General features: G+C 70.3%; 18 protein-coding genes. 15 read left to right on the top strand and 3 right to left on the bottom strand.

The window, feature by feature from the left end; genetic code table 11:
* Nucleotides 1–3 precede the first annotated feature (3 nt).
* Nucleotides 4–852 (bottom strand): MurR/RpiR family transcriptional regulator, encoded by an 849-nt coding sequence (locus tag ACIGEP_RS08735; RefSeq protein ID WP_366222827.1) that lies wholly within the window; start codon nt 850–852, stop codon nt 4–6.
* Between the two features lie 162 nt (nt 853–1,014).
* Between ACIGEP_RS08735 and ACIGEP_RS08730 the strand changes: the two genes are divergently transcribed.
* From ACIGEP_RS08730 to ACIGEP_RS08670, 13 genes are all read left to right on the top strand, one after another.
* Nucleotides 1,015–1,926 carry an isoaspartyl peptidase/L-asparaginase family protein gene (locus tag ACIGEP_RS08730; protein ID WP_396661232.1) on the top strand — a complete coding sequence of 304 codons (912 nt, stop codon included), beginning with the start codon at nt 1,015–1,017 and terminating at the stop codon, nt 1,924–1,926.
* Entirely contained in the window at nt 1,919–2,746 is an 828-nt protein-coding gene (locus ACIGEP_RS08725) for an SDR family NAD(P)-dependent oxidoreductase (RefSeq protein ID WP_396661231.1), read from the top strand. The genes ACIGEP_RS08730 and ACIGEP_RS08725 overlap by 8 nt, the downstream gene beginning before the upstream one ends.
* A complete protein-coding gene (locus ACIGEP_RS08720) occupies nt 2,739–3,845 on the top strand; it encodes a dipeptidase (RefSeq protein WP_396661230.1) in 1,107 nt (368 codons plus the stop codon). Before ACIGEP_RS08725 ends, ACIGEP_RS08720 begins: the two co-directional genes overlap by 8 nt.
* The gene (locus ACIGEP_RS08715; RefSeq protein ID WP_396661229.1) at nt 3,842–5,062 is read left to right on the top strand and encodes a M20 family metallopeptidase; all 1,221 of its coding nucleotides are present in this window, start codon (nt 3,842–3,844) and stop codon (nt 5,060–5,062) included. The genes ACIGEP_RS08720 and ACIGEP_RS08715 overlap by 4 nt, the downstream gene beginning before the upstream one ends.
* Nucleotides 5,059–6,090 carry a ketopantoate reductase family protein gene (locus ACIGEP_RS08710; RefSeq protein ID WP_396661228.1) on the top strand — a complete coding sequence of 344 codons (1,032 nt, stop codon included), beginning with the start codon at nt 5,059–5,061 and terminating at the stop codon, nt 6,088–6,090. The genes ACIGEP_RS08715 and ACIGEP_RS08710 overlap by 4 nt, the downstream gene beginning before the upstream one ends.
* 48 nt (nt 6,091–6,138) lie before the next feature.
* On the top strand, nt 6,139–7,404 hold the full coding sequence (locus tag ACIGEP_RS08705; RefSeq protein WP_396661227.1) for a pyridoxal phosphate-dependent aminotransferase: 1,266 nt from the start codon (nt 6,139–6,141) through the stop codon (nt 7,402–7,404).
* Nucleotides 7,397–7,798, top strand: coding sequence for a RidA family protein (locus ACIGEP_RS08700; protein ID WP_396661226.1), 402 nt, complete (start codon nt 7,397–7,399; stop codon nt 7,796–7,798). The genes ACIGEP_RS08705 and ACIGEP_RS08700 overlap by 8 nt, the downstream gene beginning before the upstream one ends.
* A 79-nt stretch (nt 7,799–7,877) precedes the next feature.
* A complete protein-coding gene (locus ACIGEP_RS08695; protein ID WP_366222840.1) occupies nt 7,878–9,446 on the top strand; it encodes an ABC transporter substrate-binding protein in 1,569 nt (522 codons plus the stop codon).
* Nucleotides 9,447–9,557: 111 nt separating this feature from the next.
* Entirely contained in the window at nt 9,558–10,508 is a 951-nt protein-coding gene (locus tag ACIGEP_RS08690) for an ABC transporter permease (RefSeq protein WP_396661225.1), read from the top strand.
* On the top strand, nt 10,505–11,446 hold the full coding sequence (locus tag ACIGEP_RS08685) for an ABC transporter permease (protein WP_396661224.1): 942 nt from the start codon (nt 10,505–10,507) through the stop codon (nt 11,444–11,446). Before ACIGEP_RS08690 ends, ACIGEP_RS08685 begins: the two co-directional genes overlap by 4 nt.
* Nucleotides 11,443–13,137, top strand: a complete 1,695-nt coding sequence (locus ACIGEP_RS08680) for an ABC transporter ATP-binding protein (protein ID WP_396661223.1) — start codon at nt 11,443–11,445, stop codon at nt 13,135–13,137. Before ACIGEP_RS08685 ends, ACIGEP_RS08680 begins: the two co-directional genes overlap by 4 nt.
* Nucleotides 13,134–14,165 (top strand): D-2-hydroxyacid dehydrogenase, encoded by a 1,032-nt coding sequence (locus ACIGEP_RS08675; protein WP_396661222.1) that lies wholly within the window; start codon nt 13,134–13,136, stop codon nt 14,163–14,165. The genes ACIGEP_RS08680 and ACIGEP_RS08675 overlap by 4 nt, the downstream gene beginning before the upstream one ends.
* Before the next feature lie 8 nt (nt 14,166–14,173).
* A complete protein-coding gene (locus ACIGEP_RS08670) occupies nt 14,174–15,607 on the top strand; it encodes an amidase (RefSeq protein ID WP_396661221.1) in 1,434 nt (477 codons plus the stop codon).
* A gap of 92 nt (nt 15,608–15,699) precedes the next feature.
* Here the strand turns inward: ACIGEP_RS08670 and ACIGEP_RS08665 are convergent, their stop codons facing one another.
* Nucleotides 15,700–16,893, bottom strand: coding sequence for an amidohydrolase family protein (locus tag ACIGEP_RS08665; RefSeq protein WP_396661220.1), 1,194 nt, complete (start codon nt 16,891–16,893; stop codon nt 15,700–15,702).
* On the bottom strand, nt 16,890–17,585 hold the full coding sequence (locus tag ACIGEP_RS08660) for a GntR family transcriptional regulator (protein WP_396661219.1): 696 nt from the start codon (nt 17,583–17,585) through the stop codon (nt 16,890–16,892). The genes ACIGEP_RS08665 and ACIGEP_RS08660 overlap by 4 nt, the downstream gene beginning before the upstream one ends.
* Before the next feature lie 104 nt (nt 17,586–17,689).
* Between ACIGEP_RS08660 and rlmN the strand changes: the two genes are divergently transcribed.
* The gene (gene rlmN / locus ACIGEP_RS08655) at nt 17,690–18,946 is read left to right on the top strand and encodes a 23S rRNA (adenine(2503)-C(2))-methyltransferase RlmN (protein WP_396661218.1); all 1,257 of its coding nucleotides are present in this window, start codon (nt 17,690–17,692) and stop codon (nt 18,944–18,946) included.
* Nucleotides 18,947–19,026: 80 nt separating this feature from the next.
* Nucleotides 19,027–20,040, top strand: coding sequence for an aldo/keto reductase family protein (locus ACIGEP_RS08650; protein ID WP_396661217.1), 1,014 nt, complete (start codon nt 19,027–19,029; stop codon nt 20,038–20,040).
* The last annotated feature ends 1 nt before the right edge of the window (nt 20,041 follow it).

Raw genomic sequence — 20,041 nt, 5'->3', positions numbered from 1 at the left:
GAGTCAGTCGGCTCGTTGACGCAGGCTCTCGATGCGGTCCATCTGGTGCAACGACTTCTCGCCGAGGCGGGCGGCAAGAGCCGGTACAAGTGATTCGACGAGCGCGAACGCGGGCGTGAGGCTGTCGAGGAAACTCGCCTCGACGTCGAGAGGGAGCACGATGTCGGCGATCCGGGCGACCGGTGAGAGCCACGCATCGGTCACGAGGATGACGGACGCTCCGCGCTCGCGCGCCCGCTCAGCCAGGCGCATTGAGCGGGGCTCGTAGCGGCGGAAGTCGAACAGCACGACGATGTCACGACGCCGGAGGTCGAGGACGGTCCCGACATCGGACTGGTCGGGATCGGCGAGGTGGAGAACCCGGGGGCGCACGTGCCGCAGCTGCAGCTGCAGGTATCTCGCCGCGAGCTGGGAGAGCGTGCCACCTGCCGTCATGACGGTGCGCGCCGTGTCGGACAGGAGGGTGAGGACGCGATCGATTTCGTTCGCGGGCACCGACGACATGACGGTCCGGACGAGTTCCGCGCGATGCTCGAGTTCGCGGTCGAGCGCAGTGTCGGGCCGGAGGGTGCGAGCGCGGGCGACGGGACTGTTCGCGGTGCGCGATACCTCGGTGCGGACGCGTTCGCCGAGGTCCGTGAAGCCGGCGAACCCGATGCGTCGGCAGAACCGCACGACGCTGGCTGCTGACACTTCGGCACGCGCCGCCAGCTCGCTCGCGGTTCCGAGTGCACCGCGAGGGAGGTCGGCCAGGAGGATGTGCGCGATGCGACGGTCGGTGGTCGACATGCGCGGCATCGCGTCGTGGATCAACTCGACCACGGAGACCTGCTCATCGGAGGGTGCGGGCACGGCGGAAGGTTCGGGCACACCCCGAACGTAGCGTGCATCGATAGGCGAGATGTGAAATGCATGTTACAGATTGCGCCTCGGGTTGGACATGTGAATCGTTCGTGTCAGCTTGGATGTGGCGGCCCCGAACCCGTCGCTCCCCCGATCCGAGAGTTCCTCCCTATGCTCACGACCCTGCGCGCGGACGTCAGTGACGGTCCCGCCCTCGCTATCCACGGCGGCGCTGGAGCCCGACCCTCCCTGCTCGTCGATGATGAAAAGGCCGAGTACCACGCCGCGCTCGCGAAGGCGGTGCGAGCAGGCAAAGTCGTGCTGGACGCCGGTGGCCCTGCCCTCGACGCCGTCTGCGCGGCCGTGCTCGTCCTCGAGGACTCGCCCCTGTTCAACGCGGCGCACGGCGCCGCGTTGAACGCCGACGGATACGCCGAGCTCGACGCGGCTGTCATGGTGGGTGCCGGCGACGCCGGTGGCGTCGCCGGCGTGCGGGCCGTTCGCAACCCCGTGCTGGCGGCGCGTGCGGTGATGGAGCAGACCTCGCACGTGCTGCTCGTCGACCCTTCGCTGTCGATGGTCGAGGCGTGGGGGCTCGACCTTGTCCCGCCCGAGTACTTCATCACCCCCGCCCGCGTCGCCCAGCTCGAGAAGCTGCGTGCGAAGGAGCTCACCGGTCCGCGTCACGGCACGGTCGGCGCTGTCGCCCGTGATGCGTCCGGGGCGCTCGCTGCGGCGACCTCGACCGGCGGCACAGCCAACCAGCTGCCCGGACGGGTCGGGGACAGCCCGATCATCGGCGCCGGCACCTGGGCCGCGAACGACACGGTCGCGATCTCATGCACCGGCGTCGGTGAGGAGTTCATGCGCCAGGCGCTCGCGCACTCCGTGCACGCCCACCTGAAACACACCGACGCGACGCTCGGTGACGCCGTCCACGCTGCCATGGCTGATCTCGGTGACGCCGACGGCCGCGGCGGGCTCATCGCCGTCGACGCGCGTGGCGGCATCCACCTGACCTACAACACGGAGGGCATGTTCTCCGGCTGGCTCGACCGAGGAGAGATCCACACGCATGTCTGACACCACCATCACCCACGCCGTCGTCACCGGCGGTGCCGGCGGCATCGGCATCGGCATCGCGACCGTGCTCGCCCGGGCCGGCGCGGCCGTCACGCTCGTCGACTACCGCGCGGACGCACTGCGCGACGCGGCCGGGCAGATCGCGGCATCCGTCGCAGGCGCCACCGTCGGCAACATCGTCGCCGACCTCACGAGCGAGACCGACCCCGGTGCCGCGATCGACACCGCGTGGGAGCGCACCGGCCCGGTCGACCTCGTCGTCAACGGAGCGGGCATCTACCCCTCCACGCCGCTGCTCGAGCTCACCGCGAAGGTGTGGGACGCGATCCAAGACGTCAACGTCCGCTCCGCCGTCCTCACGACCGTCGCGTTCGCGAAGCGCGCGAAGGCCGAAGGTCGCATCGGCAGCGTCGTGAACATCACCTCCGGTGCCGCGCTCCGTGCCCGTACGGCGGCGGCGCCGTACTCCACCTCGAAGGCCGCCCTCGAGATGTGGACGAAGGCGTCGGCGCTCGAGCTCGGCCCCCTCGGCATCCGCGTCAACGCGGTCTCGCCCGGCTTCGTTGCGGTGCAAAGCCCGGTGAACCCGTACGAGGAGAAGTACCGTCAGGGCGCCGACCAGAACCCGCTCGGCCGCGACGGCACGCCTGAAGACATCGGCGAAGCCGTGCTCTGGGTCGCCTCCGACGCGGCCAACTGGGTGACCGGGACGATCATCCGCGTGGACGGTGGCTCCAGCACCGGCAACGCCGGCCTGCCCCGCTCGTGGCCGGTCATGTCGCTCGGTATCCACGGAGAGGTCTCCACGACGGATGCCTGAGCTCGGCTACGCGACGGGAGGCGACGCGGCGACCGCCCCCACAGTCCCGCTCGACGCCGCCGGTGAGGCGCGCGCACGCGCGCTCCTCGCCGGTCCCGTCGCGTCGCTGCATGAGCACCCCGTCCGCCTGCCCGAGCCGCTCACCGCGGACACGTGGGCGGCCCACATGCGGGGTGCGGTCGACGTGCTCGCGGGCGACGAGCTCGCGGCATCCGTCCTCGACCTCGTCGTCGCGACCTGCTTCTCGCAGCCCGACCCGGCATTCGTCGCCTCGTGGGCCGCATCGATGTCTGGGCAGATCGCCGCGCAGTCCGGCCTCCGCCCGGTGCGCACCTGGACCGACCTCGACGGCCCCGGAGTCGGCGTCGCGCTCGGGCTCGAAGACCTCGGCACGGTCCGAACGCTCGGCGACCTCGACGAATTGCAGCGCCTCGGGATCGTCATGGCGGGCGTCGCCTACAACCACGGCTCGCCGCTCGGCTGCGGGCTGGCTCAGCACGACACCGGACTCACCAACTTCGGGCACGAGGCGATCGCCCGCATGAACGCCCTCGGCATGGTCGTCGACGTGTCGCACGCCGGTGACCGCACCTCGCTCGAGGCGATCGAGGCGTCCACCGCCCCGGTCGCGATCAACCACGCCGGCGCGCAGTCGCTGTGGGGGTCGACCCGGATGGTCCCGGACCGGGTGATCCGCGCCGCCGCCGAGCGGGGCGGGGTCATCGGCATCGAGGCGGCGCCCGGTTCGACCCGGACCGACGCGGATGCCGCGGGCCACACCGTCCACGATGTCGTGCGCCACATCGAGTACTGCGCCGAGTCGTTCGGCGTCGGCGCGGTCGCCCTCGGCGGCGACACGTTCTACGGCGACCACGTCGGGCTGTACCGTGCCCTCGACTCGCGCGGCAGCGAGCCGCCCGCCGGTGCCGTGCCGTTCGATCTCGAGCCGGTCGCGGGCGCCGACAATCCGTCAGAGCTGCCCGTGCAGGTCTGCCGTGCGCTCATCACCCGAGGCTGGGCCGACGTCGACATCGCCGCCGTGCTCGGCGGTAATGCCCGCCGCCTGCTCACCGCCGTCCTCCCGGAGCGTGCCGCATGACCACCTTCGACGCCGTCGCGCTCCGCCGCGACCTGCACGCCGACCCCGAGATCGGACTGCGCCTCCCGCGCACCGTCCGCCGCGTGCGCACGGCGCTGGCGCCCCTCAGGCTCGAGATCCTCGACTCGCGCGAGACCAGCTCCTTCATCGCGGTCATCCGCGGCGCCACCACCTCCGAGGGCGCTCGCCGTGCCGTGCTGCTGCGCGCCGACATGGACGCGCTGCCCGTCGTCGAGGCGTCCGGTGAAGCTTTCGCCAGCGCGACCGAGGCGATGCACGCCTGCGGCCACGATCTCCACACCGCAGCCCTGGTCGGCGCCGCCCATGCGCTCGCCGCCCGCCGCGCTGACCTCGCGGGCGATGTCGCACTGCTGTTCCAGGCCGGCGAAGAAGCCCTCGACGGTGCCCGCCTGCTCGTCGAGGAGGGGCTGCTCGACCTCGTCGGTGCCGAGTGGGTCGCCGGCTTCGCCCTGCACGTGCTCTCGGACCGTCCCCGAGGTGAGATCCGCTCGCGGGCCGGTGCCGTCACCGGCAGTGGCACGTCCGTGCACGCGGTGTTCCGCGGCGTCGGAGGACACGGCGCCACGCCGCACCTCGCCGTCGACCCGATCCCTGCGCTGGTGGGTGCGCTCGGCCACATCCCGGTGGCGCTCAGTCGTGGCATCGACGCGCACGAGGCCGTCGTCTTCACGCCTGGGTACGTCCACGCCGGCACGCGCCGCAACGTCATCCCCGAGAGCGCCGAGTTCGACGCGACCCTGCGCACGTTCGACCCCACAGTGCGCGAGCGTGCGGTCGCGATCATCGAGCGCGTCTGCGAGGGCCTTGCGGCGGCACACGGCGCAGCCGTAGACATCGCGATCACGCAGGGCTACCCATCGGTGATCGTGGATGCCGCCGAGCACCGGTTCGCGAGCGCCGTCGCCGCGGATGTCTTCGGCGCGGATCTCGTCGGCGACGCACCCCGACCCGCCGCGATGACCGAGGACTTCTCCCGTATCGCGGCGCTCATGCCCTCGTGGTTCGCCTTCCTCGGTGCCCGTCCCGACGGCGTGGCCGACCCCGCAGCCAACCACGCCGCGACCGCCCGCTTCGACGACGCCGTCCTCGGCGACGCGATCGAGCTCGAGACTCGCTGGGCGATCGAGCGCTTGCGCCGTGCCGTCGAGCGCCCGCGCGCGGCAACCGACCCGAACACCTCTCTGGAGACCCGATGAGCACCATCCGCACGACCCGCCCGTTCACCGTCGTCGGCGGTGGCGCGATCGGCGGCAGCCTCGCGGTCGCCCTGCTCGAGGCGGGCCGTCCGGTGCAGATCATCGACGCGGATGCTGCGCACGTCACCGCGATCCGCGAGCGCGGCTTGCGCGTCACCGGGGCCGCGGGCGACCGCGTCGGATGGGTGCCCGCGTTCGGGCTCGACGATGCGCCGGCCGAGTTCGGTGCGGTACTGCTCGCCGTCAAGGGGCAGGCGACCGGCGCGGCGATGGCGTGGATTGCGCCGCGGCTGGCTGAGGACGGCTTCGTCGTGTCGATGCAGAACGGTCTCAACGAGGGCGAGATCGCCGAGGCCATAGGCGCCGAGCGCACCGTTGCGGCCTTCGTCGATCTGTTCGCCGACGTGGTGGAGCCGGGCGTCGTGAAGGAAGGCGGCCCCGGTGCGATGTCGCTCGGGGAGTACACCGGCGTGCCTGGCAGCCCCCGCGTGCGCGACCTCGCCCACGCGCTGAGGGGGATCGGCGAGCCGGTCATCTCCGACAACGTGCAGGGATACCTGTGGGCGAAGCTCGCCTTCGGTTCATGGTCGTCGGTGACGGCGCTCGCCGACGCCGAGATGTGGGACCTCGTCGACCGCTACCGCGACACCATGCGCCTGCTGGCAGGCGAAGTGAGCGCTGTCGCGCTCGCCGAGGGCATCCGTCTCGAGGACTTCGACGCCTACCGGGCGATGGCGTTCGCGCCGACGGGCACGCGCGCCGAGCAGGACGCCGTCTTCGACGACGTCGTCGCGTGGCTGCAGACGCAACCGAAGACCCGCTCGGGCGTCTGGCGCGACATCGCCGTGCGTCGTCGCGCCACCGAAGTGCCGTCGCACTTCCTGCCCGTGATTGCCGCAGCCGAGCGTCACGGCCTCGAGGTGCCCGCGCTCCGTACGCTGCTGGAGCTCATCGGCCGGATCGAGCGCGACGAGATCGGTCACGACGAGGCGCATATCGCCTCGTTCGTGCCGAACGAGACCGAGTAGTGACCACCGCGTCACACATCGGAAACGAATCTTGGGTAGACATAAGACATGCAGATTGTAAACAACCAGTCAATCGGGACTCTCCCCGAGGCGGAGAGCGCGCGCGTCAAGCGCATGCACATCCCCGCCCGTGCAGCCGTCCTCGGCAGCACGGTGCGCGAGGCCGACCGTGAGCTGAAGCTCAACGGCGACGGCGACGGTCTGCTCGACACCACGCACTTCGACACAGTCCGCTTCCCCGCTCCCGACTGGGCCGCTGGTGTCATGGCCGAGGTGATGGCCGACGGCGCCACCGCGTACACGCCCTACCGCGGTGCCCCCGACGTCATCGCGAGCGTCGCCGAGACCCTTACCGGCTTCATGGGCGTGCCCGTCGCCGCCGAGAACATCGCGTTCACCCCCGGCACGCAGGGCGGGCTCTTCGCGACGCTCTCCGCCATCGTGAACCCCGGCGACGTCGTCATGCTCGCCGACCCCGAGTACCTCTTCACCGAGCGCATGCTCGAGTTCGTCGGTGCCACCGTCGTGCGCATCCCGATCGATGTGGATGCCGCCGAACCGACGCTCGACCTCGCCGCGATCGAGGCGGCGCTGCCGCAGCAGCCGACGCTCCTCGTGTTCTCGCACCCGAACAACCCGAGCGGCGCGATCTTCCCGCGCGCATCGCTCGAGAAGATCGCCGCGCTGTCCGTCGAGCACGGCTTCCGCATCCTCGCCGACGAGCTGTACTCGCGCCTGGTCTACCCGGGAGCCGAGTTCACCCACATGCGCACGCTCCCCGGTATGGCCGAGCGCTGCGTCACGATGCTCGGCCCGAGCAAGACGGAATCGCTCTCGGGCTTCCGCCTCGGCGTCGTCGTCGGCCCCGAGGACGTGATGGCCGCGGTCGAGCAGACCCTCGCAGTGACCGCCCTGCGCGCCCCCGCCTACGCGCAGCGCCTCCTCGCGCATTGGATCGCAGACGACGCGGACTTCGTCGCCCAGCGCATCACCGAGCTCGCCGCCCTCCGCGACATGACGGTCACCGCGCTCCGCCGGGTGCCAGGCCTCCAGGTGACCCCGCACGAGGGCACCGCGTATCTCTACTGCGACGTGAGCGCGCTCGGCGCCACGGATGTCGAGGTCGCCCGCGTTCTCCAGGTCGAGGCGGGTGTCGTCGTCTCGCCCGGCTACCAGTTCGGGCCCAGCGGCATCGGACGCTTCCGTGTCTGCTACGCCCGCGACGAGGCCGAGTGGGCGGCCGCGCTCGAGCGCATGGTCACCGCCCTCACCGCACTCGGCGCACGGAACACCGCGGAGGCAGCCCATGCGTGAGCCGATCTCGACGACCGACGCGCCCGACCCGGCCGGGTCGTACAGCGCCGGCATCCGTGCGGGGGAATTCGTCTTCCTCGCCGGGCAGACGCCGCGACGCCCGGACGGCGTGCGCCTGCTCGACCAGCCCTTCGAGGTGCAGGCCCGTCAGGCACTCGACAACCTGGCGGCCGTCGCGCACGCCGCGGGCGGCAGCCTCGCCGACGCGGTCAAGGTCAGCGTCTTCGTCCGCCCGGGCATCGACGTGAAGGCCTTCGACGCGATCTACCGCGACTACGTCTCCGCGCCGTACCCCGCGCGGACCCTCACCGTCTCAGACCTCGCGATCGGCGAGGTCGAAGTCGATGCGATCCTTCATCTCCCCGCCAGCCGGGCGGGAGCCGATCGCCCCTGATCGGACGCCGTGCGCGCGCGGACCGGCACCGAGCACCACCCGACCTCCCGATATCTCTCACCGTAGGAGCACTCATCCCATGAAAACCAGGATCCTGGTCACGGGCGTCGCCCTCGCAGCCATGCTCGGCCTCGCCGCGTGCGCCCCGACCGCCACCTCCGGCGACTCGGCGGAGCCCGCGCAGGGCGGCACGCTCGAATACGCCATCAACGCCCAGCCCGGCACCGGCGGCCTCGACCCCATCCTCGCGTCCAACCAGGCCAGCGCTGTCTTCCAGGCCCAGATCTACGAAGGCCTGCTGACCCGCGACGAGAGCGGCGAGATCCAGCCGTCGCTCGCCACGGACTACGAGATCGTCGACGAGCTGACCTACGACTTCACGATCCGCGAGGGTGTGAAGTTCAGCGACGGCACCGATCTCACCGTCGACGACGTCGTGTTCAGCTTCAACACCTGGAACGCGTCCACAAGCTCGCGCAAGGCTCTCATCCGCGGTCTCGCGACTGTCGAGGCGACCGATGAGTCGACCGTCCGCTTCACGTTCACCGAGCCCAACGGTTCGTTCCTGAACGGCACCGCAGGCAACAACGTCTTCTACGTCTTCAGCCGGGCCTGGTACGAGTCGACCTCCGAAGAGGATCGTCAGAGGTCGGCCCTCGGCACCGGCCCGTTCGCGCTCTCGGAGTGGAACGACGGCGTGAACCTCACGCTCGACCGCAACGAGCACTACTGGGGCGAGGACCAGCCCGTCGTCGACGCGATCAACTTCCAGATCGTCCCCGACGAGTCCGCTCGCCTCGCGCTCGTCCAGCAGGGCTCGGTCGACATCGCCTCGTTCACGGATGCCGCTGTCGCCCAGCAGGCCGAGGACGCCGGCTACACCATCGGTGACGCCGCCTATACGCGCAAGCTCTCGGTCTACCTGAACCCGGCCGAGGACTCCCCGCTCGCGGACGTCCGCATCCGCCAGGCCCTGTCGCTGTCGCTCGACCGCGAGCAGATCGTCGAACTCGCCACCGGCGGCTTCGGCGCCGTCTCGCTGCACGTCGCGGCGGGCGACCCGGCAGCCCCGGAGATCGACCAGAGCACACCGATGTACACGCGTGACCTCGATGCTGCGAAGGCTCTCCTCGAGGACGCGGGTTACGACGGCGAGCCGATCGAGCTCTCGTACCCGAGCGATTACACCACCGACGACATCCCCGTCTTCGAGGTTCTGCAGCAGCAGGCCGCCGACGCGGGCATCAACGTCGAGCTGGTCGCGACCCCGTGGGCCGATATCTCGCGCATCTTCACCTACGGCGAGAGCTGGACCGACATGGTCGCCATCTGGAACCGCTGGAACCCCGACATGGGCGGCTACTTCACGCAGCTGCTCGTCGACGACCAGGCGATGGCGTACTTCGACGGTCTACCAGACGCCGACCGTGCCCGTGAGCTGTACGCCGAGCTGATGAGCGAAACCGACCCGGCCGCACGCCAGGAACTCTCGGACGAGCTCAACTACGAAGTCGCGGAGCAGGTCCTCGTCCTGATCCCGGCGGCCAAGGCCGAGGCCATCGAGGTCTGGGACGACACCGCCGTCGGCGGCTACGAGTCCGACCCGTACACCTGGCGCATGCACCTGAAGGACGCGTTCCTCAAGTGATCACGCCGCCGCCCGGGCGCCGCGTTCCCGCGCGATCGCGGCGCCCGGGCGGCATCCGTCCGCAGCCCGGCGGACCACCCGAACAATCCCCACCCACAGACAGGAGTCACCGTGCTGAAGTACCTCGCACGCCGTGTCGGCGAAGCGGCGCTCGTGCTCGTCGTGCTGTCGATCCTCGTCTTCCTCATGGTCCGGATCATGCCCGGCGACCCCGCCGCGGCCTTCATGGACCCCGGCAACCCCGACCCGTCAGTGCGCGAGCGCATCCACGAGCAGCTCGGGCTCAACGAGCCCTGGGTGACCCAGTACTTCACCTGGCTCGGCGGCATCCTCACGGGTGACTTCGGCCGCTCGCTGACCCAGCCCTACACGGTCGCCGAGCAGCTCGCCCTCCGGCTGCCGGTCAGCCTCGAACTCGGCATCCTCGCCACGCTCATGGGTGTCACGCTCGGCATCCCCCTCGGCATCGCCGCGGCTCGTCGCCGCGGTCGCATCTTCGACCAGGTGAGCCGCGCGCTCACTTTCCTCCTCATCTCGGCGCCGCCGTTCTTGCTCGGCACCGTGCTCCTGCTGCTCAACTCGCGGACACTGAAGCTGCGCCTGCTCGGCTTCGTCGAGTTCTCCGAGGACCCGCTCCAGCACCTCCTGAAGCTCCTGCTGCCGGCTCTGCTGCTCAGCCTCGGCACACTGGCACTCGTCGCCCGATACACACGAGGGATGCTGCTGGACACCTTCGGGTCCGACTACATCCGCACCGCGCGCGCCAAAGGGGTCAGCCCCGACCGCATCGTGCGGCGACACGCGCTCCGGAATGCGCTCGCGCCCGTCGTCACCATCGTCGGCGTTCAGCTCGCGACGCTCGTCGGCGGCACGATCATCATGGAGAACGTCTTCGCCCTCCCCGGGATGGGATCGATGCTCATCCAGGCCGTCAACACGAGCGACTACACCACGATCCAGGCGTGCGTGCTCATCATCGGCGCGATGTACGTCGGCATCAGCCTCGTGGTCGACCTTCTCTATCCGCTCATCGACCCCCGAATCCGGATGGTGCGCGCATGACCCTCACCGACCCCGCCCGCCTCGCCGGTCGAACCCGCCGGCGCGCCCGGCTCGCCCCCGAGCTGATCGTCGGCCTGTCGATCCTCGGCGCGATCGCGCTCGCCTCGCTCGTGGTGACCGTGTTCCCGACCTACTCCGTGGGCGGCATCAGCGACGCGCCGTTCGCCCCGCCCGGCGGCGACCACCTGCTCGGCACCGACAACCTCGGGCGCGACACGTTCACGCGCCTGTTCGTCGCCGCCGGTACGAGTCTCATGATCGCCGCCGCCGCCACCGGAATCTCGATGGTGCTGGGCACGACGCTCGGCATGGTCGCCGCCTATCGCGGCGGCATCGCGGACGCGATCATCATGCGCGCCTGCGACGTGGTCATGACCATCCCCGCGATCCTCATGGCGCTGCTCGTCCGCGTCATCATCGGTCCTGGCGTCGTCCCGCTCATCATCGCCATGGCGATCATCTACACGCCGACCTTCACGAAGATCATGCGTGCGCCGGTGCTCGCCATGCGGAACCGCGACTTCGTCGTGGCCGCGCAGCTCTCCGGCATCCCGGGCCCGCTCATCGCGCTGCGCCACCTGCTCCCGAACGCGACTACGCCGCTCATGGTCCAGGCCGCAGTCACCGCCAGCGAGGCGGTACTGCTCGAAGCCGGTCTGAGTTACCTGGGGCAGGGCGTTCAGCCGCCGAACCCTTCGGTCGGCATGATGATCAGCGAGTTCCAGAAGTACGCGCAAGAGGCGCCGCTGCTGATCCTCCTCCCCGGCCTCGTCATCATCCTCATGGCGGCCGGATGGAACCTCGTCGCCGACGGTCTGCAAGCGACCTTCGCCCCGCGCGGCGACGGCAGCTACGCCTTCCTCGCGCCGATCTCGCTCGCGTCGCGGTTCGCGTCACTCGTCGTGCCCGCCCGCCGCACGTATAAGGAGATCCGATGACAACCGCACCGGTCCTGCACCTCCGCGACCTGACGATCGACTACGGCCGCGGCCCGGCCGTCCGGGGCGTGTCGATCGACGTCGCCCCCGGCGAGATCGTCGGCGTCATCGGCGAGTCTGGCTCCGGCAAGTCCACGATCGCGATGGCCTCGCTGGGACTCCTCCCGGAGACCGCCGGCGTCACCGCCGAGTCGTTCACCGTCGCCGGCCACGACGCGGTGTCCCTCGATGAGCGCGGCTGGCGGAAGATCCGCGGTGCCGACGCCTCAATGATCTTCCAGGAGCCGATGACGGCGCTCAGTCCGTCGATGACGGTCGGTGCGCAGCTCGTCGAGGCGCTCACCGTCCACGCGCCGGCGGCCGCGAGAGACGCCCATGTCCGCGCCCTCGAACTGCTCGAGCTCGTGCGCCTGCCGCAGCCCCGCACCCGGCTGGGGCAGTACCCGTTCCAGCTCTCGGGCGGGCAGCGTCAGCGTGTCATGATCGCCATGGCGATGGCGGCGTCGCCCAAGCTGCTCATCGCCGACGAGCCGACGACGGCCCTCGACGTCACCGTGCAGGCGCAGATCCTCGATCTGCTCGTCGAGCTGCGCGATCGCACCGGCATGGGCGTGTTGCTCATCTCGCACGACCTCGGCGTCATCGGGCGCCTCTGCGACCGCGTGAACGTCATGTACCGGGGTCAGATCGTCGAGCACGGCGAGACCGCGCAGGTGCTCACCGCCCCGCGGCATCCGTACACCCAGGCCCTCTTGGACAGCGTCCTCACCGGGCAGCAGGAGCCGCGCACGCGACTGCGCACGATCGACGGCGATTTCGTCGACGCGGACGGGATGCCGCTCGTGTCGGCGGACCGCATCGAGATCGTCGAACCGGCGGCATTCCCCGAGCCCGTCCGCGTGCCGCGCGGCGACGACGTGATCTTGCGATTCGACGACGTCACGAAGGTCTACCGCACGCGCCGCGAGGACATCCCCGCCCTGGCGGGCGTCTCACTGCAGGTTCGCCGCGGCGAGACTTTCGGCGTCGTGGGCGAGTCGGGCTCGGGCAAGTCGACGCTGTCGCGCCTCGGCACGCTGATCGAGCGGCCGACGACCGGAGCCGTCGTCTTCGACGGTGTGGACGTGACCCGTGCGAAGGGCCGCGCGATCCGCGACTTCCGCGCGAAGATCCAGGTCGTCTTTCAAGACCCGAACGACTCGCTCGACCCCCGCTACACGGTCGGTCGTTCGGTCGCGGAGCCGCTGCACAATCTGCGGCTCTCACGCGACGAGGCCCGAGCCAAGGTCGCCACCGCGCTCGAGGAGGTCGGTCTTCCCGAGGATGCCGCGACCCGTCGCCCGCACGAGTTCTCGGGTGGCCAGCGCCAGCGCATCGCGATCGCACGTGCCATGGTCACCGACCCCGAGTTCGTCGTGCTCGACGAGGCGACGAGCGCGCTCGACGTTTCGGTGCAGGCGCAGATCCTGAACCTGCTCACCGAGATCCAGAACCGCACCGGCGTGACCTACCTGTTCATCTCGCACAACCTCGCGGTGGTCCGCCACCTCGCGCAGCGCATGGCCGTCATGCGCGCCGGTGAGCTCGTCGAGGTCGGGGAGTCCGACCGCATCTTCTCCGACCCGCAGGACGAGTACACGCAGCGACTGCTCGCGTCGATCCCGCAGCTCGCCTCGAAGGGAATCGCATGACCGAGGACCTCACCGTCGTCATCGCCTCGCCGCTCGAGGCCGAGTACGTCGCGCGTATCGCCGCTGTCCCGGGCGTCCGCGTGCTGCACGACCCGGCGCTCATCCCGTCGCCCACGTATGTCGCCGATCACAAGGGCGTCCACCCGGCGCTCGACGACGAGCAGCTCGCGCGCTGGCGCGGCATGCTCGCCGAGGCCGACGTACTCTGGGACTTCGACTGGCAGGACGCGAATCATCTCGCCGACCATGCGCCGAAGCTGCGCTGGGTGCAGGCGACGAGCTCCGGCGTCGGGCAGGTGCTGGTGCGCTTCGGCATCACGGAGACGCCCGCCTATACGATCACGACCGCAGCCGGCGTGCACGCCGTGCCGCTCGCGGAGTTCGCGCTCACCGGCATCCTGCACGTCGTGAAAGGCCTGCCGATGCTGCGCCGTTTACAGGCGGAGCGCACGTGGCAGCGGTACACGACTCGGCAGGTGCAGGGCTTGCACACCGTCGTCGTGGGCCTCGGCACCGTCGGGCGCGAGTCCGTGCGGCTGCTCGCCGCTGCCGGCCTCGAGGTCACTGCGGTCGGCCGCGACGGGCGCTCGTACGACGTCCCCGGCGCGACGCGCGTCATCGGGATGTCGCAGCTCGACGAGCTGCTGCCGGCCACCGACGCGCTCGTCTTGTGCTGCCCGCTCACCGACGAGACGCGCGGACTGATGGACGAGCAGCGTTTCGGTCTGCTCCAGCACGGCGCCGCGCTCGTGAACATCGCCCGCGGCGGTGTCGTCGACGAACCCGCCATGCTCGCCGCACTCGAGTCGGGCCGTCTCGGCGGCGCGGCGCTCGACGTGTTCGCGGCCGAGCCGCTGCCGACGGACTCGCCCCTCTGGGCGCGAGACGACGTGCTCGTCTCGCCGCACTCCGCGTCGACCGTCGACCAGGAGAACGGCCGCATCCTCGAGATCTTCCTCGACAACCTCGAGCGGTTCCGCTCGGGGCGCGAGATGCGCAACGTGTACGACCCCGCCCGCGGCTACTGAAGGACCCGATGACCGTCTCGCTCGCCTCACGCTTCCCTACCTGGTCGGCCCTCGAGATCGCCGCGGCCGTCGCCGCGGGCGAGGTCTCGGCGACCGACGTGCTCACCGAGACGCGTCGTCGCGTCGAAGCCGACACCGTCACGAACGCGTGGGTCTGCTTCGCGTGGGATGCGGCGGCCGAGCACGCCGCCGACATCGACCGTCGCGTGGCCGCGGGGCTCCGGGTCGGTGCGCTCGCGGGCGTCCCGTTCGGAGTCAAGGACACGCAGGACCTCGCCGGGCTCCCCACGCGTTGGGGCTCGCTACTGAAGGCCGATGCCGTGCCTGCGGCATCCGACGATCCCTACATCTCCCGGTTGCGGGCGGCCGACGCCGTCGCGATCGGCAAGACGACGACGCCGGAATTCGCGAGCGGGCTGCTCTGCGAGAGCCGCGCGACGGGGACGACCCGCAACCCCTGGAACCCCGAGCTCACGCCCGGCGGATCGAGCGGCGGGTCGGCCGCCGCGGTCGCCGCGGGGCACGTCCCGTTCGCGACGGGGTCGGACGGTGGCGGGTCGATCCGTATCCCGGCCGGCATCACTGGCCTCGTCGGCCATAAGACGACCTTCGGGCTCGTCCCCGAGCTCGACCGTGCCGTGTCCGAGACCTCGACCGTCGGCGTACTCACCTGGGACGTCGCCGACACGGTCGCGATTCTCGACGTCATGGCGGGACCGCTGCGCGGTGACGCGCACTCCGCGGCCGTCGCGGCACCGCCGGTGGTCTCGCGCATCGACGATGTCGACCTGAACGGTCTCCGCATCGCCTACGTCCCAGAGCTCGACCGCGCGGGCGCGACCGACGAGGTGCGGGCCGCATGCCGCGACGCGGTCGACGCCCTGCGCGCGCAGTTCGGCCTGCGCGACGTCGAGGGTGTCGTCGAGTTGGATGCCGGTGCGAATGAGGTCTTCGTCGCCGCGGGCAGCGTCGACCCGTGGTCGCTGAACGACTTCGGCGACCTGGAGCAGACGATGCCGCTTTTCTCCGACTACTTCGCGACGCGACTCGAGCGCACCGGTGCGGTGACCATCCAGCAGCTCGGGCTCGCGCTGCAGCACCGCCGCCGTCTCCGCCGCGAGATCCACGCGTGGTTCGACGAGGTGGATCTCATCATCATGCCGACGCTCTCGACCGCCGACATCCCGGCCGAAGGCCCGCCGCCGGAGGTGGTGCCGGGCCAGGAGTACCAAGGCGTCGCCGCAGTTGCGCCGCTCACCCGCATCGCCAACCTGGGTGGCGTTCCCGCGACGAGCGTGCCCGTCGGCGTGGGCGCCGGCGGGGGACCGATCGGCCTGCAGATCCTCGCCGGTCCGGGCCGCGACGACCTGGCGCTCGCCGCCGCTCGAGCCATCGAGGCGCAGGGCCGGGTGCCTGTGGCATCCCGCCCCTACAACCGCTGAGCAGCGAGCGCGCCCCGAGGGAACGGTCTGCGTGTACCTTCGGGCGCCAGATGTTCTCTCGCGAGCGGATGCCGCGCCACCGGGCGCCGGCGTCAGCGGGCGACGAACTTGCCGGCGCGCAGCACGCCGCGCACACGGCCGAGTGCAGCGATGTCGCGAGTCGGGTTGCCGTCGATGAGGACCAGGTCGGCGGGCGCGCCGGCGCGTACGCGGCCGTGGCCGGTCATGCCGAAGTGCTCGGCGGTCGCCGACGTCGCGCTGCGGAAGGCCGCGGCGGCGCCGGGGCCGCACTCCGCGATGCAGGCGATCTCGGTCGCGAGGGAGTCGAACGGCGACCGGTGCCAGCCCGCGTCGGTGCCGGCCGCGTAGCGGACGCCGGCGGCGGCGAGCTTCGCGAACTGCGACATCCCGTTGTCGAAGCGTCGCTGCCAGGCGTCGACCGTCGCGGCATCCGCGCCGAGCGCGATCTGGTGGTCGCGCATGTACAGCCGCACCGACAGAGTGGGCGTGACGACGACACCAGCTTCGGCCATGGCGTCCGCGAGCTCGGCGTCGAAGGCGCTCCCGCCGGCACCGTCGGTCGCGAAGCCGGCGTGCTCGATGTGGTCGGCCCCGGCGCGGACGGCGCGCCGCATCCCCTCCGCGCTCAGGCAGTGCATCGTCACCTTCACGCCTCGAGCATGTGCCGCGCCCACGATCGAGGCGAGCTCCGCTTCGGAGTACGAAGGCTCCCACGGGATCGTCCCGGGGGTCCCGCCGCCTGTCGCCATGACCTTGATCCAGTCGGCGCCGGCGTCGATCTGCAGGTCGACGCGGTCCCGCACACCCGCTTCGCCGTCGGCGACGCCGCCGAAGAACCAGCCGTGCCCCGCGGTCGTCGTGATGGGTGGGCCCGCAAGGAGGAGATGGGGGAGGGATGCCGCGTCGCCCGCGCGCCGTGCAGCGAAGCCGGTGTCGGTCTTCGAGCCGACGTCGCGGACGGTCGTGATGCCGCCACGCAGCGCGACGCGCGCATTCGCGAGCGTGGTCTCCACCAGTTCGTCGTCGGACGGCTTCGCGATGTTCGCCATCATCTCGCCGTCGGCGCGGAGGTTCAGGTGCACGTGCGCGTCGATGAGTCCGGGAACGAGTGTCGCGTCGCGATGATCGAGCACAGTTGCGTCCTCCGGTGCGTCATGACCGGGGACGATGGCGGTGACGGTGCCGTTGTCGACGAAGACGGCCGACGGGCCGGAGGTGCCGTCTTCGGGATCGACGACGGCACCGACGAGCAGAGCGAGGGTCATCCGGATGTCCCGTCCGCAGCATCCGTCATCGTCGCGCGCAGTCGGTCGTATGCGCCCTGCACGTGCGTCGTGATCATCTCGCGTGCGATGGCCGCATCCCGGCGTCGGATGACTTCGACGAGATCGCGGTGCTCGGTGAGTGAGATCGCGAGGTAGTCGTGATTGGCGTTGGCCCGGGTGAGGAGGAAGAGCAGCATCTGTGAACGGATCGTGTGCCACGCGGTGGTGAGGCGCTCGTGCCCCGCGGCGGCATAGATGGCGTCGTGAAAGCGGATGTCCATCTGGCTGAGTTGATGGAGGTCACCGTTCGCGATCGCGGCTTCCATCTCGACGGTGACGGCGTGCATCGCCTTCAGATCCTCCTCGGTGGCGAGCTCGGTCGCGCGTTCGATCGCGAACGCCTCCAGCGTCGTTCGCAGGCTTGTGAGCTCGGCGATGTCGTCGATGCCGAGGCGGACGACGGAAGCACCGCGATGCAGCTCTATGGTGACCAGACCCTCGTTCCGGAGTTGCATGAGCGCTTCTCGTACCGGTCCGCGGCTCACGTCGAGTTGATGCGCGATCTCCACCTCGCCGAGCCGATCGCCGACGGCGAAGACGCCATCGAAGATTGCTTGACGAATGCTCGAGGTGACCTCGTCCGCGAGTCCGGTCCGTTTCGCCGGACGGATGCCTTCGATACTGCCGCTCATATTGCCCCCGGATCGTATGATTGTCGACAACTTGCAATTTAGCAGGTGGCGGTCCGTGGAGCCGCCCGGCATCCGCCCAGCCCGCCCCCGGTAGCCTGGACGGCATGACCGAGTCCACTCCCGCGCGCCCCGAGGGCATGTCCGCCGTGCGCACGACGACGGCCAAGCAGGTCCGTCCCGCGACCGAGGGGTGGACGCAGGCGAAGGATGCCGAGGGTCGCCCGCTTCTGCAGTTCGCGAGCCCGAAGCGCGGCAAGCCGCCCGTGCACCTCGCGGACCTCGACCACGACGCCCGCGTCGAGAAGCTGAAGGAGCTCGGGATGCCGGGCTTCCGCGCCGCGCAGCTCGAGAAGCACTACTTCCAGCACTACACGTCCGACCCCGCCCAGATGACCGACCTCCCTGCGGCGAGCCGCGACGAGCTCGTCGGCGGGCTGCTGCCGAACCTCATGACCGAGGTGCGCCGACTCGAGACCGACGGCGGCGACACGATCAAGTTCCTGTGGCGCCTGCACGACGGTGCGCTCGTCGAGTCGGTCCTCATGCGCTACACCGGGCGCATCACGTTGTGCGTGTCGAGCCAGGCCGGATGCGGCATGAACTGCCCGTTCTGCGCCACCGGGCAGGCCGGCCTCACCCGCAACATGTCGGCGGCCGAGATCGTCGACCAGGTCGTGCGCGCCAACCGCCTCATCGCCGACGGCGGCCTCGGCGACCCCCGCAAGGTCGGGCACAAGGACGAGCGCGTCACCAACATCGTCTTCATGGGGATGGGCGAGCCGCTCGCCAACTACGCCCGCGTCATGCAGGCCGTCCGCACGATGGTCGACAAGAAGCACGGCCTCGGCATGAGCGCCCGCGGCATCACCGTCTCGACCGTGGGCCTCGTGCCCGCGATCCGCAAGCTGAGCGCCGAGGAGATCCCGGTCACCTTCGCGCTGTCCCTCCACGCCCCCGACGACCACCTGCGCGACGAGCTGATCCCGGTCAACTCCCGCTGGAAGGTGGATGAGGCCCTCGACGCCGCCCGCGAGTACTTCGAGAAGACCGGGCGACGCGTCTCGATCGAGTACGCGCTCATCAAGGACATGAACGACCACGCCTGGCGCGCCGACCTTCTCGCCGAGAAGCTCAACGCACGCGGTCGCGGCTGGGTGCACGTGAACCCCATCCCGCTCAACCCGACGCCCGGCTCGATCTGGACGTCGTCCGACGTCGACGTGCAGAACGAGTTCGTCCGCCGCCTCAACGACGCCGGCATCCCGACGACCCTGCGCGACACCCGCGGCAAGGAGATCGACGGCGCCTGCGGCCAGCTCGTCGCGACCGAAGAGGACCAAGCCGCAGCCGCATCCGTCTGATGTCGCGGTCGATTCTGCCCGCGGCGTAACGCTGTCAAGAGCCCCGCGTGTGCGCGGCACGCGGGAGTAGCGTCGAACGCATGGTCAATTATCGATTCCTCGGCAACAGCGGCCTCAAGGTCACCGAACTCACCTACGGCAACTGGCTCACGCACGGATCGCAGGTCGAGAACGACGCGGCGATCGCCACGGTCCACAAGGCCCTCGACCTCGGTATCAGCTCGTTCGACACCGCCGACGCCTATGCGAACACCGCGGCCGAGTCGGTCCTCGCCGAAGCGCTCAAGGGACAGCGTCGCGAGTCGCTGGAGATCTTCACGAAGGTCTACTGGCCGACCGGCCCCAAGGGTCCGAACGACCACGGTCTGTCGCGCAAGCACCTCCTCGAGGGCATCAACGGCTCGCTCAAGCGACTGAACACGGACTACGTCGACCTCTACCAGGCGCACCGCTACGACTACGAGACCCCGCTCGAAGAGACGATGCAGGCGTTCGCCGACATCGTCCGCCAGGGCAAGGCGCTGTACATCGGCGTCAGCGAGTGGACCGCCGAGCAGCTCCGCGCCGGCCACGCACTGTCGAAGGAGCTCGGCTTACAGCTCGTCTCGAACCAGCCGCAGTACTCCGCATTGTGGCGGGTCATCGAGGGCAAGGTCGTCCCGACCTCCGAGGAGCTCGGTATCTCGCAGATCGTCTGGTCTCCGCTGGCGCAGGGCGTCCTGACCGGCAAGTACCAGCCCGGTCAGCCGGCGCCCGAGGGTTCGCGCGCCACCGATGAGAAGGGCGGGTCCGACATGATCAAGCGCTTCATGAAGGACGAGATTCTCACCGCGGTCCAGAAACTGCAGCCGATCGCCGAGTCGGTGGGCATCACGATGCCGCAGCTCGCCCTCGCGTGGGTGCTGCACAACCCGAACATCGCCGCCGCGATCATCGGGGCGTCGCGTCCCGAGCAGCTCGAGGACACCGTGAAGGCGTCGGGCGTCGAGCTCGACGACGACACGTACGCCGCGATCAACGACGCGCTCGCGCCTGTCGCGGTCACCGACCCCGAGGAGACGTACTCCGTCTCGCCGAAGTCCCGCCTGATCTGAC

This window comes from Microbacterium sp. NPDC077663, assembly GCF_044542795.1.
Taxonomy (GTDB): domain Bacteria; phylum Actinomycetota; class Actinomycetes; order Actinomycetales; family Microbacteriaceae; genus Microbacterium.
The sequence above is the reverse complement of the archived record's forward strand: the minus strand, read 5'-3'. Positions and strand labels throughout refer to the sequence as shown.